The following is a 13,263-nucleotide window of genomic DNA, read 5'->3' on the forward strand; positions in this document are numbered from 1 at the left end:
GGCGTTGAGATGCTGCCGTGAGCGATGATCTGTGGGGCACCGACCGGCTCGACCTGACGGCATATCTGGAGCGGATCGGGGTGACCGAGCCGCCAGGGCCGTCACGGGAGGCGCTGGAGGAGGTCTACGACGCCCACCTGCGCACCTTCACCTTCGACAACATCGACGTGCTGCTCGACCAGCATCCCGGAGTCGACCTGCCCGACGTGCAGGCGAAGTTCGTGGGGCGGGGGAGAGGCGGCTACTGCTTCGAGCACGGGACGCTGCTCGGGGCGGTGCTGGACCGGCTCGGTTTCGCCGTCGAGCGGCGGCTCGCGCGCGTGGGTCCCGACCCGACCGCGGCGGGACGTACGCACCTGGTGGTCGTGGTCGACCTCGACGGCGAGCGGCTGCTGGCCGACCCCGGGTTCGGGCTGAGCGTGTGGCGGCCGATCCCGATGGTCGACGGTGCCGTCGACGAGGTCCGAGGCATCGCCCACCGGGTGCGCTGGGGCGAGCACGGCTGGGCGCTGGAACGGGCCAAGGACGACGGCTGGGAGTTGATGCACACCCACGACGAGGCGCTGGTCGTGCCCAGCGACGTCGCGCTCGGCCACCACTACACCAGTACGCACCCGACGGTGCACTTCCGCCACCGTCTGATCGTGACCAAGCTGCTCGCGGACAGACACGTCAGCCTCACCAACCACACCGTCACCATCCGCCGCCCGGGCGAGGAGACCGAGCACCGCGAGATCGGGATCGACGAGGTGATGGGCTACGTCGAGGAGCTCGAGGTGCCGCTCACCGACGACGAGCGCGCGCGCCTCCGCGCGCGGCTGGAGAGTCTGGACTAACGCTCGTCGACGACGATCCGCATCGCCATCGTCGGATCGTCGGAGAGGTCGGTGATGAGCTGGCGGCGGTCCAGGACGGCCTCGTCGAGGTGCGGTCCGAGGGTGCCCAGCAGCTCGCCGGTGGTCGTGGCCGGCATCGCGTTGAGGACGCGCGTGCCGCGCCGGCCGGAGGAGGGGACCACCCGCGCCAGCGCGCCGGCGACGGAGCGGGTCGCCTCCGCGAAGGGGTCGGTGATCGGGCTGAGCCAGTTGGCGGCGCGCTCGGCCTCGGCGCGGGACGTGCGCGCCTTCAGGTCCCCGAGGCGTACGTCCTCCAGCGCCCGATCGAGTCGGCGCTGCTCCGCGAAGGCGAGGCCGACGACGACGGCGGAGCCGACAGCGGCGATCAGCGCGAGGCTAGCGACCAGCATGGACCTTCACCTCGGCCACGACGCCCTCGTCGGCGAGCCGCTCGCGCAGCGACTCGGCCGCCTGGTCGTAGACCATCTTCGAGAGCAGTGCCGGGCGCACCTTGTGGAGCATCGTGGCCGCCTTGGTCTGGGCGGAGGCCAGCTCGAGCGGGTTGAGGATGCGGATGCTCAGCAGCCGGTCCTCGGGTGGAAGGTCGGCGTAGGCGGTGCGCGGCGCCGAGATGTCGGCCTGCTCCAGGCGCCACAGCAGGCCGATGGTCTCGGCACGCAGCGCCTTGTTGGCGCGCCGCAGGCGCCAGGCGACAGCGGCGGCGGCCACGGCGATCACCAGCGCCACGACGGCGATCAGGGTGCTCAACGCTCTCCTCGCATCACTTCGTGCCCGACGAGTTTGCGGCCCGACGGGTGGCCCGGTCGGACCCATCATGGTGCATCCGAGGATCGCTGTCAGCGGCGGTGGTCACAACACGGCGCGCCGGGTGATTCGAATTGTCGTTCGACATCATGTATCTTGATATCAAGAGATCGGGCGGGTGACCGCCGCAAAGGGTTAGGTGAGCCTTTGTTTTCCCGGCGTGGGTGGCCGGGGCAGGATGGGCTCCAAAGACTTGAGAACGTACGTCACTGTGGACGCGAGCAAGGAGATGAACGCGTTGGCCAGCAAGGACAGCTTCGGTGCCAAGAGCACCCTGGACGTGGACGGTAAGTCCTACGAGATCTTCCGCCTGGATGCGGTCAAGGGTGAGGGCCTCGACGTCGCGTCGCTGCCCTTCTCCCTGAAGGTGCTGCTGGAGAACCTCCTCCGCACCGAGGATGGCGCGAACATCACCGCCGACGACATCAAGGCCCTGGCGGGCTGGGACGAGACCGCCGAGCCCGACAAGGAGATCCAGTACACGCCGGCGCGCGTGATCATGCAGGACTTCACCGGCGTGCCCTGCATCGTCGACCTGGCCACGCTGCGCGAGGCCGCGGCCGAGCTCGGTGGCGACCCGACCAAGATCAACCCGCTCTCGCCGGCCGAGATGGTCATCGACCACTCCGTGATCGCCGAGGTCTTCGGCACGCCGGAGGCCTTCGAGCGCAACGTCGAGATCGAGTACGAGCGCAACCGCGAGCGCTACCAGTTCCTGCGCTGGGGCCAGACCGCCTTCGAGGACTTCAAGGTCGTCCCGCCGGGCACCGGCATCGTCCACCAGGTCAACATCGAGCACCTGGCCCGCACCGTCTTCACCCGTGAGGTCGACGGCGAGCTGCAGGCCTACCCCGACACCTGTGTCGGCACCGACTCCCACACCACCATGGTCAACGGCCTGGGCGTCCTCGGCTTCGGCGTCGGCGGCATCGAGGCCGAGGCCGCGCTGCTCGGCCAGCCGGTCTCCATGCTGATCCCGCGCGTGGTCGGCTTCAAGCTCCACGGCGACCTGCCCGAGGGCTCGACCGCCACCGACCTGGTGCTCACCATCACCGAGATGCTGCGCAAGCACGGTGTGGTCGGCAAGTTCGTCGAGTTCTACGGCGCGGGCGTGACCGCGCTGCCGCTGGCCAACCGCGCCACCATCGGCAACATGTCGCCGGAGTTCGGCTCCACCATCGCGATCTTCCCGGTCGACGAGGAGACCATCAACTACCTCAAGCTCACCGGCCGCTCCGAGGAGCAGTTGGCCCTGGTGGAGAAGTACGCCAAGGAGCAGGGCCTCTGGCACGACCCGGCTGCCGAGCCGCGCTACTCCGAGAAGCTCGAGCTCGACCTCTCCACCGTCGTCCCGAGCATCGCCGGGCCGAAGCGTCCGCAGGACCGCGTCGAGCTCACCGACGCCAAGACGTCCTTCGAGGGTCACCTTCCGAGCTACACCTCGGCGACCGACGCGAAGGTCCCGGTCAAGCTGGCCGACGGCACCGAGTTCGAGCTGGAGAACGGCGCGGTCACGATCGCCTCGATCACCTCCTGCACCAACACCTCCAACCCGTCGGTCATGATCGGCGCCGCGCTGCTGGCGAAGAAGGCCGTCGAGAAGGGCCTGACCCGCAAGCCGTGGGTCAAGACCACCCTGGCGCCGGGCTCCAAGGTCGTCACCGACTACTACGACAAGGCCGGGCTCACCCCCTACCTGGAGAAGGTCGGCTTCAACCTCGTCGGCTACGGCTGCGTGACCTGCATCGGCAACTCGGGCCCGATCATCCCCGAGGTCTCCGCCGCGGTGAACGACAACGACCTCGCCGTCGTGTCGGTCCTGTCCGGCAACCGCAACTTCGAGGGTCGTATCAACCCCGACGTGAAGATGAACTACCTCGCGTCGCCGCCGCTGGTCATCGCCTACGCCCTCGCCGGCAACATGAACATGAACCTGTTCGAGGACCCGCTGGGCCAGGACCAGGACGGCAACGACGTCTTCCTCAAGGACATCTGGCCGACCCCGGCCGAGGTCGAGGAGACGATCGCCACCGCGATCTCCTCCGACATGTTCACCAAGGACTACGCCGACGTCTTCGCGGGCGACGAGCGCTGGCAGAACCTCCCGACCCCGACCGGTGACACCTTCACCTGGGACGAGGAGTCGACCTACGTCCGCAAGGCCCCCTACTTCGAGGGCATGGCCAAGACCCCGGCGCCGGTCACCGACATCGAGGGTGCGCGCGTCCTGCTGAAGCTGGGCGACTCGGTCACCACCGACCACATCAGCCCTGCGGGCAACATCAAGAAGGACTCGCCCGCCGGCAAGTACCTCCTCGAGCACGGTGTCGAGCAGCGTGACTTCAACTCCTACGGCTCGCGCCGAGGCAACCACGAGGTCATGATCCGCGGCACCTTCGCCAACATCCGGATCAAGAACCAGGTCGCGCCGGGCACCGAGGGTGGCTACACCCGCGACTTCACCCAGCCCGACGCTCCGGTCAGCTTCGTCTACGACGCCGCGCAGAACTACGCCGCGGCCGGCACCCCGCTGGTCGTCCTCGGCGGCAAGGAGTACGGCTCCGGCTCCTCGCGCGACTGGGCCGCCAAGGGCACCTCGCTGCTGGGCGTCAAGGCCGTCATCACCGAGTCGTTCGAGCGCATCCACCGCTCCAACCTCATCGGTATGGGTGTCATCCCGCTGCAGTTCCCGGCGGGCCAGAACGCCGACAGCCTCGGCCTGACCGGCGAGGAGACCTTCTCCATCACCGGCATCACCGAGCTCAACGAGGGCCGCACCCCGAAGACGGTCAAGGTCACCACCGACACCGGTGTCGAGTTCGACGCGGTCGTCCGCATCGACACCCCCGGTGAGGCCAACTACTACCGCAACGGCGGCATCCTGCAGTACGTCCTGCGCAGCCTGGTCAACAACTGACCCTGGTGAGCGAACGGCCCGTCACCCGAGAGGGTGGCGGGCCGTTCCGCGTCCTATTCCAGAAGACCGATCAGGGCTTGGGGATGACGGTGCGGGCGATCATCACATCGTGATCGGTGTAGGTGGCGCGCTCGATCTCGAGGGTCGGGTCGCCGATGTCGCCGTAGATGTGCTGGATGCCGGGCAGTTGCACGGCGTCGTCGTCGGTGAGCGTCCAGAAGCCCTCAGGGGCGCAGGAGGCCTGCCGGTTCATGTCGCCGCCGAAGATCGTCGGATTCGCGCGGGACTCGAGCACCGCGCGGAGCTCGCCGCACTGGAGGTTGTTGGCGGAGGCCGGGTCGGCCTCGCCGTCGGTGGACAGGTGGGTGGTGCACACGTCCACGCCGCGCGCGGTGGTCGCACAGAGCCAGCGGCGCTGTTCGGAGCCGTTCCAGCGCGAGTACGCCCCGTCCTGGGAGCTCATGATGGCGTCCTTGGTGAGCACGGCGTTGCCGAAGACGCCGCGGCCGCCGGGCGTCTTGCACCGGTAGGGATCCGTCGGGTAGAGCACGGTCGCGAACCGCATGTGGTAGCCGGTGCGCTCGGCGATCTTCTCGACGTCGCCGCTGCAGGCCTCGTTGAAGGTCACCGCGTTGACGTCGTTCTCCTGGATGCGCTCGACGGCCTCGTCGAGGATCTTCGGGTACTCGGTGCCGGGGTAGCAGCGGGCACCGCCGCTGAGACAGAGGTTCATCTGCAGGAGGGAGTACGGCGCACCGACCTGAGCGGGCTTCCCGTGCGTGGCGGCCTGGGCCGGGCCCGCGGCGGTGAGCGCGGGAAGCGCGATGAGGGCGAGCGCGGTCAGGACGCGGACGACAAGAGAGCGTGGAGTGTTCACGGCCCGACGAAATCAGGCTTCCCGCCTGTGCGGAAGGCTACCCGGGAGTCGTTCAGACAACGCTCACGTGAGCGAACCCCGGTGGGCGCCGTGACGTCACCGGGGCCCGCGACCCGCGCGATCTCTCAGGCGAGCGAGGCGATCCTGGCGCGGCTGTCCTCGGAGAGGGTGGCCAAGAGCGCGTCGGCCGCCTCGCCCTGGTCGCCGGTGGCGGCGACCACCTCGGCCAAGGTCTCGTCGGAGAGGCCGGCGATGATCGGGTCGAGCACGGAGGTGTCGTCGAGGAAGAGCGCGACCTGGAGGATCTCCTCACCGGAGGCGCCGTCCATCACCTGGAGCGACGTCTCCGGACCGACGACGCCGGTGAACCTGGCCAGGGTGAGGACATGACCGTCGGCCAGGAGCCGGCGGCCGACATCGACCACCAGGCTCCGGTCGAGCCTGGCGATGATCGCCTCGACCCGGCTCGGGTCGAGGTGGACGGAGAGCTGGGCGAGGAACTCCGGCTTCAGGTGGCCGGCCAGCTTCGCGGCGTCGGCGGGGTCCATCACCGCGGCGACGCGGGCGCTGAGCATCGGGCCCATCGCGATCTCGGTGATCTTCGCGGTGACCGCCGCCGGCAGCTTCTTGCTGACCGCGGCCAGCCCCTTCACCCGCGACTCGTTGCGGCTGAACATCGAGTGGGAGACGATCGCGCGCAGGTCGCGGAGGTCTGCGGGGGAGGTCGTGGACAGGAAGGCGAGCTCGGCCTCGTCAACCTGCATCTCGTGGGCGAGCTTGGTGATCTCCAGCGCACTGGTCAGAGCGGTCATCGGGCGCCTCCGAGCATCTTCTGGACGACCCCACGCAGCATCTTCGGCACCAGCTTCAGCGCCTCGTCGAGCGAGGCGTCGAAGGCCTTGTCCTCCGCCGTCATCGCGTCCCGCACCAGATCGTTGAACCGGTCCAGCTGCTGGTCGTCGTACGCCTCCAGCGGCGCGAGCCGCGTGGCCGGCACGCCGAGCGTGGCAGCGAGCCGGTCGAGTCCTTCACTCATCGGTTCCTCTCTCACCGGCTGTGGCACCTTCGGCCCCCGGCGGCGCCACTATATGCAGCCGCGGGAAGCGTTTGGATACTGTTTCGACATGCTCGTCGCCTTCTCGATCGCCCCGACGACCACCGACGACCCCGACGGCTCGGTGGCCGCCTCCGTCGCGGAGGCGATCCGCATCGTCCGCGAGTCCGGACTGCCCAACGAGACCAACGCCATGTTCACCAACCTGGAGGGTGAGTGGGACGAGGTCATGGGTGTCATCAAGCAGTGCGTCGACGCGGTCGCCGCCGTCTCCCCGCGGGTCGGGCTGGTGCTCAAGGCCGACATCCGGCCCGGCTACACCGGCCAGCTCACCGCGAAGGTCGAGCGGATCGAGACGCTCGTAGCGAGGCCGAGCGGCGAGATTGCTCGTCCGTTCGTGCCGAGCGAGAGAGCGACCGCGCGAAGCGCGGAGCAGGAGCTCTCGGGCACCGACCAGGGCTAGAGCCCCCGGGCCATCGCCTCCTGGCCGGTCTTGATGGCCTCGCGGATCCGGGAGTAGGTGCCGCAGCGACAGACGTTGCGGATCGTGTCGAGGTCGTCCTCGGTGATGGCTCGGCCCTCCTCGCGCACCTTGTTGACGAGGGCGACGGCGGCCATGATCTGGCCGGGCTGGCAGTAGCCGCACTGGGCGACGTCGTGCTCGAGCCAGGCCTCCTGCATCGGGTGCAGGCCCTCACCCGGCGCGGTGTCGGCGAGACCTTCGATGGTGGTGATCTCGTCGTCGGCGCCGATGTCGGCGACCCGCACCGAGCACGGGTTGAAGGCCTTGCCGTTGATGTGCGACGTACAGGCCTTGCAGACGTTGATGCCGCAGCCGTACTTCGGGCCGGTGACACCGAGGATGTCGCGCAGGACCCACAGGATGCGTACGTCGTCCTCGACGTCGACGGTGACGGACTCGCCGTTGAGCTGGAAGGTGTGAGTGGGCATCGCAGAACCTCAGAACGTGTAGGCGAGGCCGTCGGTCGGCGACTCGGGGACGGACGGGATGAAGGACTTGGGCTCGAAGTGGAGCGGCTCGCGGAAGTTGATCGGGAACTCCGTGGGCATCTCACCGGTCGCGCGGGCGTAGGCGCAGGCGACCGCGGCCATCGAGGCGGCCACGCCGGCCTCGCCGACACCGCCCGGCTGGCTGCCGTGCGACTCGATCACCTCGCACTCGAACTCGAACGGGGTGTTCCACTGCCGGGTGTAGGCCGAGTTGTCCCAGCTGGCCTCCAGGAAGTGGCCGTCGACCAGGTGGTTGCTGTAGGTCAGCGCCTGGCACATCCCGTCGGAGAAGCCGCCCATCATCTGGGCCTTCACCCCGGCCGGGTTGATCACCAGGCCGACGTCGGCGACCATGACCGCCTTGGTGACCCGAGGTCCGGTGACCGCGTCGCGCACCTTGCGGTTGACCGTCTCCGGGCGGCAGTCGATCTCGACGAGGACGGCGGTGGCGCCCTTGTACTCCTTGTGAATGGCGATGCCCTGAGCCGTGCCGGCGGGCATCGAGCGTCCCCAGTCACCGATCTCGGCGGCACGGTCGAGCACTCGCTTGACCACGTCGCTCTTGAGGTAGTTGCGCCGGAAGGTGACCGGGTCCTGCTTCAGCTTCTTGGCGAGCTGGTCGACCATCAGCTCGCTGGCGGTGGCGACGTCGGGGGAGTAGATGTTGCGCACCGAGCTGGTGTTGAACCGGTCGACCGCGGGCTTCGGCTCGTTGAGCAGCTGGGTGATGACCCCGAAGTTGTAGGGCAGCTCGGTGGCGAGAAGGAAGATCGACTCCGAGAAGCTGAGGTTCGAGAGCCCGGGCGGCAGCGCTGCCACCTCGGCGGTCAGCCGTTCCCCCAGGCCGTGGGTGAAGTCGCAGGCCACGCTGGCGTGGCGCTGCTCGAAGGTGAGCACGCTGCCGGCCAGCACGGTCGCCCGGATCTGGGAGACCGCCATCGGGTGCACGCGGCCCTGGCGCGGCTCGTCGGCGCGGTGCCACATCAACTTGACCGGTGCGCCGAACGCCTTGGACGCGTGCGCGGCCTCGACGGCGGCGTCGCTGAAGAGCTTGCGCCCGAAGGACCCGCCGCCCTGGACGACGTTGACCTTCACCTTGTCCTGGCTCAGGCCGACCGCCTTCGCAACCCGGCCCTGGGCGTCGATCGGCGACTTCAGCCCGCCCCAGATCGTCGCCGAGTCCCCGCGTACGTCGGCGACCGCGCAGTTGGGCTCGAGAGCCGAGCCGCTGCGGAAGTGGAAGGTGAACTCGCCGTCGACGGAGGTGGCGCCGACCTTGGGCACAGCCAGCGGGATCTGCCCGGCCCTGAGCTCGGCCCGGACGTCGTCGGCCGACATCGTGGTCACGGTGCCGGAGTTCCAGGTGACATCCAGAGCGCGTACGGCGTCGATGCACTGCCCGAAGGTCTTGGCCCGCACCGCGACGCCGGTCGGGATCATCGCCACGTGGGTGACGCCCGGCATCTTCTCGACCTCGCCCTTGTTCCGGATCTCGGCCGGGGTGCCGTTGAGCTCGGGCGCCCGGCAGACCATCGTGGGCAGCGCGCCGGGGATGTCGAGGTCCATCGCGAACTTCTTCTTGCCCGTCACGGCCGCACGGGCGTCGACGCGCCGGTGGGGCTTGCCGACGACGGTGTGCTCGGAGGTCTCCTTGAGCTCGACCTCGACCTTCTCGGTGGTCGGTTTGGCCGCCTTCGCGGCCGCCTCGCCGTAGGTCACCGAGGACCCGTCCGGAGCGCTGATCACGCCACCCTTGGAGACCAGCTGTGCCACCGTGCCCCCGAGCATGATGGCGGCCGCCTCGAGGAGCGCCTTGCGAGCGATCGCGGCGGCGACGCGGACCGGGGTGTACATCGAGATGATCGTGTTGGAGCCGCCGGTCAGCTGGTTGAAGAGCAGCTCCGGGCGAGCCGGCGCCAGCGTCACGTGCACGTGGTCGACCGGGAGGTCCAGCTCCTCGGCGATCAGCATGGCGACGGCCGTGGTGATGCCCTGCCCGACCTCCATCCGCGGCAGCGCGAAGTGAGCGTGCCCCTTCTCGTCGACCTCGATCGCGATCAGGTTCGAGGTCGGCGCCGCACAGTGGGTCAGGAAGTCGTTGAGGTCGTAGAGCTCGGGGATCTGCGGCACCGACGGGATCGGCGCCGCGTGGGCCGCGGGCGGCGCCAGGCCCAGATCAGCTGCGGCGATCAGCGTCGCGCCGCCGACGACGTATCCGACGAACGAGCGTCTGGAGACCCGAGCAGGGCCCTCCGGGTTGTGCATCCCCATGTGCAATCACTCCTGGCGTGGGCAGGTTCCGAGTTTTGTGACCCCCGACACATAGCACCATTCACCAGCCAGATCTCGGTTGGGAAGGGCGCGTCGGGAAATGTGTGAGGGCGCGACACCCCGGATGGAGACAGATCACACACCGGCGGAGGCGTGACTGTCGCCACACTGACGCGTTGATCTGGTTGATGGCGCAACCGCCAGCGAAACACGAGGGAGCGCGATGAGCACGGAGCCGATCAGACGCATCGTCGCGGGCATCAGGGAGGACCTCCCGCACACCGTGGAGCTGTTCCTGAAGCACAACTGGGATCAGGTGCCGGCCTATGCCGTCAGCCCCGACCCCGAGCTGCGCAAGGAGGTCGGCGACCACGCCGAGGCGGTCTTCCTGGCGGTGCTCACCACGCTGGAGGAGGGGCGCGCGGCCGTGCGCGAGGACTTCGAGTTCACCGTTGACCAGGCAACTCGCCGGGTTCGCCAGGGGGTCGCGCTCGCCGACTTCCTGCAGGCCTTCCGCATCGGCCAGGTGGCGCTGTGGGAACGTATCGTGGAGATCGCCGCCGCTGACCCGGAGACCAGCCGTGCGGCGCTGCCGGTGGCCTCCCACGTGATGCAGGTGATCGAGGTCGGGAGTACGGTCGCGGCCGAGGCCTACCTTGCCGCTCATCAGGTCGAGCTCGCCGAGGGCGACCGGATCCGCCGGGACCTGGTCGAGGACCTGCTCGCCGGTCGCGGCCTCCGGCCGGGGCCGATGCTCGAGGTCGCCCGCAGGTGCGGTCTCGAGCCCGACGACCGGGTCATCGCCCTGGTCGCGGTGCCGGTGCAGCCGTTGCGCCCGGGATGGAGCCTGCGGGAGGCGCTGCGGCACGTGCGTACGGAGCTGGGACCCTCGCGCGAGGGGGTCATGGTGATCCGCCAGGAGCAGCTCGTCGGGATCCTGCCTGTGGCCACCGACGACGTCAGGACGATCGTGCCCGACCTGCGCCGCCTCCACCGCCAGCTCGCCCGGGAGGGGTTCGAGCTGGCCGTGGGCGCCAGCACGGTGCACACCGGTCTGGGCGCCGTGCCCGCCGCGTACGCGGAGGCGGCGATCGCTCGCGACGTCCTCGGAGCCGACCCCGGGGTGATGGCGCTGTCGATGATCTCGACGATCGACTACCTGGTGCTACGCGAGGATCCGACGGCCCGCCGTCTGGTGCGCCCCGCGCTGCGCCAGTTCGTCGAGGAGGACCTCGCGCGGGACAGCGTGATGATCGAGACCATGCTGGCGTACGTCGCCTGCGACCTGAACGCCAAGCTCGCCGCCGAGCGGCTGCACGTCCACGTCAACACCGCCTACCACCGGCTCGAGCGCATCGCCGAGCGCACCGGCTGCGACCTGCGCCGCTTCGCCGACGTCGAGGAGCTGATCTTCGCGATCCGGCTCCTCACCGAGCCTCGAGGTGTCGCGAAGGCCTAGACCGAGGCCGGCTTGCGGCCGTAGAACCAGTAGACCGCCGCGCCGAGCAGGTTGGTGCTGCCCCACAGTCGCCACAGGACCCGCGGTCCGCGGATCTCGTCGTCGGAACGCTTCTGCAGGTCACGCAGGATCATCGGGGCGACCGCTGCCTGGGCCGCGAGCGCGCCGGTGGTCAGGATCGCCTTCTTCTGCTTTTTGGTCAGTGCCATGACGTCAGTCTTTGCCTTGGTTTGTGCCCAGTCAAGGGACCACGGCTCACAGGAGTGTCGCCAGGTCGGCGGTGGAGGGGAGGAGGTGGGTGTGGGGCGCGGTGGCGAGCTGGTCGTGGGTGAAGGAGCCGGTGGCGACGCCGACGACGAAGCCGGCCCCGGCGTTGGTGCCGGCGCCGAGGTCGTTGGGGGTGTCGCCGGCGACCAGCACGCGGCGTACGTCGGTGACGCCGGTGGCCTCCATGCAGTGGAAGACGAGGTAGGGGGCGGGGCGACTGGCGGCGACGAGGTCGGAGGTGACGACGGCGTCCACGGTCGAGTCGGCCCCGGGGCCCACGGTCCAGCCGAGGCCGTCGAGGATGGCGGCGGCGATCTCGGCGGAGTAGCCGGTCTGCAGTGCCACCTTCACCCCGCGCGAGCGCAGCGTCGCGAACATCTCGGGCACGCCCGGGAACGGCTGGGGCGGGGTCTCGCGGTAGGCGGTGACCAGGCGTTCGCCGAAGCCGTCGAAGATCTTGTCCACCTGAGCGGTGCTCGGGTCCTGGCCGAGTCCACGGAGCAGCCCCTGGATCGCCTCCCACTTGGAGGTGCCCTTCCACCGGAGCAGCAGTTCGTGGGGGACCGGCTGGTCGGCGACGTCGGCGACGGTCGACTCGAGCACGTCGTAGACGAGACCGCCCTCGTCGACGGTGGTGCCGGCCATGTCGAGGGCAGCAAGATCGAAGGCGTTGGGCGTGGGGGCGGTCACGAGATCTCCTTGAGGATGCGTACGTCGGTGCGGATGCCCGCCGTGGACGGGCGGGTGTTGTCGATGGTGAAGGTGACGCGGTCGGGCCGATAGCGGTCGTCGGCGTACTCCAGAGGCGTGCCGTCGGTGGCGGTCGCTCGGCGGCGCTCGCGCAGCAGCGGGCTGCCGACGGCGATGTCGAGCAGGTCGGCGTCGGTCTCGTCGGCGGCGACCGCGTCCATGGTGTGCCGGGCCCCGTGCAGGTCGACGCCAGCGTTGGTGAGGTGGGCGTAGAGCGATCCGGAGTCGGGATCGAAGTCGAAGAGCAGCCGCCCGACGCTCTCGACGAAGGTGCTGCGCTCCAGCATCGCGGGGTGGCCGTCGAGGAGGCGCAACCGGAGCACGTCGACGACCGGGTCGCCCTCGTCGATGCCGAGCGCCTCGGCAGCGGCGGCGGTGGCGCCACGGCGGGCCACCTCGATCGTGCGCTGGCCGGCGGTGTGGCCGATCTGCTGGACCCAGGCGCTGAACGAGATCAGCTGCTCGAAGGGCTGGCCGAGCGCGGTGTCGCGCACGGTCGGCGGACGCCCCTGGCCGCCGCTGAGCAGGCCTTCGCGGCGCAGGGTCGCCAGTGCCGTACGGATCGTGCCACGGGAGGCCCGGAACTGCTCGCACAACTGTGCCTCCGAAGGGATCGGGGCGCCGGTCGGCAGCTCGCCGCCGATGATCCGGGCGCGGATGGCCTCGGCGACCTGGGTGTGCAGCGGGCGGCTCATGCGAGCAGGTTACAACTTGATCAGACAAGTTGGAGCGCTCCCATTGTGAACATGGAGAGAACGCTGGTGAGCCGCCATGGGATGCAGGAAAACGACCGGTTAACTTGTCTGTACATGTTGGCCCGAGGTGTTGACCGGGTCTCCCGTGAGACAGAAGTGTTCGGGCCGTGCCAACTCAAACGACCTCCACCGACACGGCTGCCGACCTCGTCGTCATCGGCGCCGGGATCGTCGGCCTCGCTCATGCCGCCGAAGGACTGGCGCGCGGCCTGCGAGTCCACCTCATCGAACGCGACGAGCG

The 13,263-nt window shown here is 69.3% G+C and carries 14 protein-coding genes and 1 pseudogene; 5 read left to right on the forward strand and 10 right to left on the reverse strand.

Annotated elements, in window-relative coordinates; all coding sequences use genetic code 11:
- The first annotated feature begins 17 nt into the window (after positions 1 to 17).
- Entirely contained in the window at positions 18 to 836 is an 819-nt protein-coding gene (locus ACFVJS_RS10395; RefSeq protein ID WP_378879180.1) for an arylamine N-acetyltransferase, read from the forward strand.
- On the opposite strand, the gene ACFVJS_RS10400 is transcribed toward ACFVJS_RS10395, so the two are convergent.
- Both ACFVJS_RS10400 and ACFVJS_RS10405 read right to left on the reverse strand, forming a co-directional pair.
- Complete coding sequence (locus ACFVJS_RS10400; protein WP_378879183.1) at positions 833 to 1,246, reverse strand: hypothetical protein; 414 nt, start codon at positions 1,244 to 1,246, stop codon at positions 833 to 835. The two genes, ACFVJS_RS10395 and ACFVJS_RS10400, sit on opposite strands and share 4 nt — an antisense overlap.
- Positions 1,233 to 1,604 carry a hypothetical protein gene (locus ACFVJS_RS10405; protein ID WP_378879186.1) on the reverse strand — a complete coding sequence of 124 codons (372 nt, stop codon included), beginning with the start codon at positions 1,602 to 1,604 and terminating at the stop codon, positions 1,233 to 1,235. Before ACFVJS_RS10405 ends, ACFVJS_RS10400 begins: the two co-directional genes overlap by 14 nt.
- 286 nt (positions 1,605 to 1,890) lie before the next feature.
- Between ACFVJS_RS10405 and acnA the strand changes: the two genes are divergently transcribed.
- The gene (gene acnA / locus ACFVJS_RS10410) at positions 1,891 to 4,578 is read left to right on the forward strand and encodes an aconitate hydratase AcnA (RefSeq protein WP_378879188.1); all 2,688 of its coding nucleotides are present in this window, start codon (positions 1,891 to 1,893) and stop codon (positions 4,576 to 4,578) included.
- 70 nt (positions 4,579 to 4,648) lie between these two features.
- Here acnA and ACFVJS_RS10415 read toward each other — a convergent pair whose 3' ends face one another.
- The 3 genes from ACFVJS_RS10415 to ACFVJS_RS10425 all read right to left on the reverse strand — a co-directional run bounded on the left by ACFVJS_RS10415 (position 4,649) and on the right by ACFVJS_RS10425 (position 6,491).
- Complete coding sequence (locus ACFVJS_RS10415; protein ID WP_378879191.1) at positions 4,649 to 5,455, reverse strand: endonuclease/exonuclease/phosphatase family protein; 807 nt, start codon at positions 5,453 to 5,455, stop codon at positions 4,649 to 4,651.
- A 125-nt stretch (positions 5,456 to 5,580) separates the two neighbouring features.
- Positions 5,581 to 6,267, reverse strand: a complete 687-nt coding sequence (locus ACFVJS_RS10420) for a hypothetical protein (protein WP_378879194.1) — start codon at positions 6,265 to 6,267, stop codon at positions 5,581 to 5,583.
- Positions 6,264 to 6,491 (reverse strand): hypothetical protein, encoded by a 228-nt coding sequence (locus ACFVJS_RS10425; protein WP_378879197.1) that lies wholly within the window; start codon positions 6,489 to 6,491, stop codon positions 6,264 to 6,266. Before ACFVJS_RS10425 ends, ACFVJS_RS10420 begins: the two co-directional genes overlap by 4 nt.
- Positions 6,492 to 6,579: 88 nt before the next feature.
- Between ACFVJS_RS10425 and ACFVJS_RS10430 the strand changes: the two are divergent.
- A pseudogene (locus tag ACFVJS_RS10430) lies at positions 6,580 to 6,873 on the forward strand (MTH1187 family thiamine-binding protein); the annotation flags it as partial.
- Between the two features lie 95 nt (positions 6,874 to 6,968).
- Here the strand turns inward: ACFVJS_RS10430 and ACFVJS_RS10435 are convergent.
- On the reverse strand, positions 6,969 to 7,460 hold the full coding sequence (locus ACFVJS_RS10435; RefSeq protein ID WP_378879199.1) for a (2Fe-2S)-binding protein: 492 nt from the start codon (positions 7,458 to 7,460) through the stop codon (positions 6,969 to 6,971).
- Positions 7,461 to 7,469: 9 nt separating this feature from the next.
- The gene (locus tag ACFVJS_RS10440; RefSeq protein WP_378879201.1) at positions 7,470 to 9,791 is read right to left on the reverse strand and encodes a molybdopterin cofactor-binding domain-containing protein; all 2,322 of its coding nucleotides are present in this window, start codon (positions 9,789 to 9,791) and stop codon (positions 7,470 to 7,472) included.
- A gap of 223 nt (positions 9,792 to 10,014) precedes the next feature.
- Between ACFVJS_RS10440 and ACFVJS_RS10445 the strand changes: the two genes are divergently transcribed.
- Positions 10,015 to 11,250, forward strand: coding sequence for a PucR family transcriptional regulator (locus tag ACFVJS_RS10445; protein WP_378879202.1), 1,236 nt, complete (start codon positions 10,015 to 10,017; stop codon positions 11,248 to 11,250).
- Here ACFVJS_RS10445 and ACFVJS_RS10450 read toward each other — a convergent pair.
- Genes ACFVJS_RS10450 through ACFVJS_RS10460 form a run of 3 tightly spaced genes read right to left on the reverse strand, consistent with a single transcriptional unit; the run spans position 11,247 to position 12,962 of the window.
- Positions 11,247 to 11,459: a hypothetical protein gene (locus ACFVJS_RS10450; protein WP_378879204.1), complete on the reverse strand. Its 213-nt coding sequence runs from the start codon at positions 11,457 to 11,459 to the stop codon at positions 11,247 to 11,249. The two genes, ACFVJS_RS10445 and ACFVJS_RS10450, sit on opposite strands and share 4 nt — an antisense overlap.
- Positions 11,460 to 11,505: 46 nt before the next feature.
- Positions 11,506 to 12,207 carry a phosphonatase-like hydrolase gene (locus tag ACFVJS_RS10455; protein ID WP_378879207.1) on the reverse strand — a complete coding sequence of 234 codons (702 nt, stop codon included), beginning with the start codon at positions 12,205 to 12,207 and terminating at the stop codon, positions 11,506 to 11,508.
- Positions 12,204 to 12,962 carry a GntR family transcriptional regulator gene (locus ACFVJS_RS10460; protein ID WP_378879210.1) on the reverse strand — a complete coding sequence of 253 codons (759 nt, stop codon included), beginning with the start codon at positions 12,960 to 12,962 and terminating at the stop codon, positions 12,204 to 12,206. The genes ACFVJS_RS10455 and ACFVJS_RS10460 overlap by 4 nt, the downstream gene beginning before the upstream one ends.
- Before the next feature lie 167 nt (positions 12,963 to 13,129).
- On the opposite strand from ACFVJS_RS10460, the gene ACFVJS_RS10465 reads away from it, so the two are divergent.
- On the forward strand, positions 13,130 to 13,263 hold a 134-nt coding region (locus ACFVJS_RS10465), incomplete at its 3' end, for an FAD-dependent oxidoreductase (RefSeq protein ID WP_378879213.1).

This window comes from Nocardioides sp. NPDC057772 (assembly GCF_042798075.1).
Lineage (GTDB): Bacteria > Actinomycetota > Actinomycetes > Propionibacteriales > Nocardioidaceae > Nocardioides.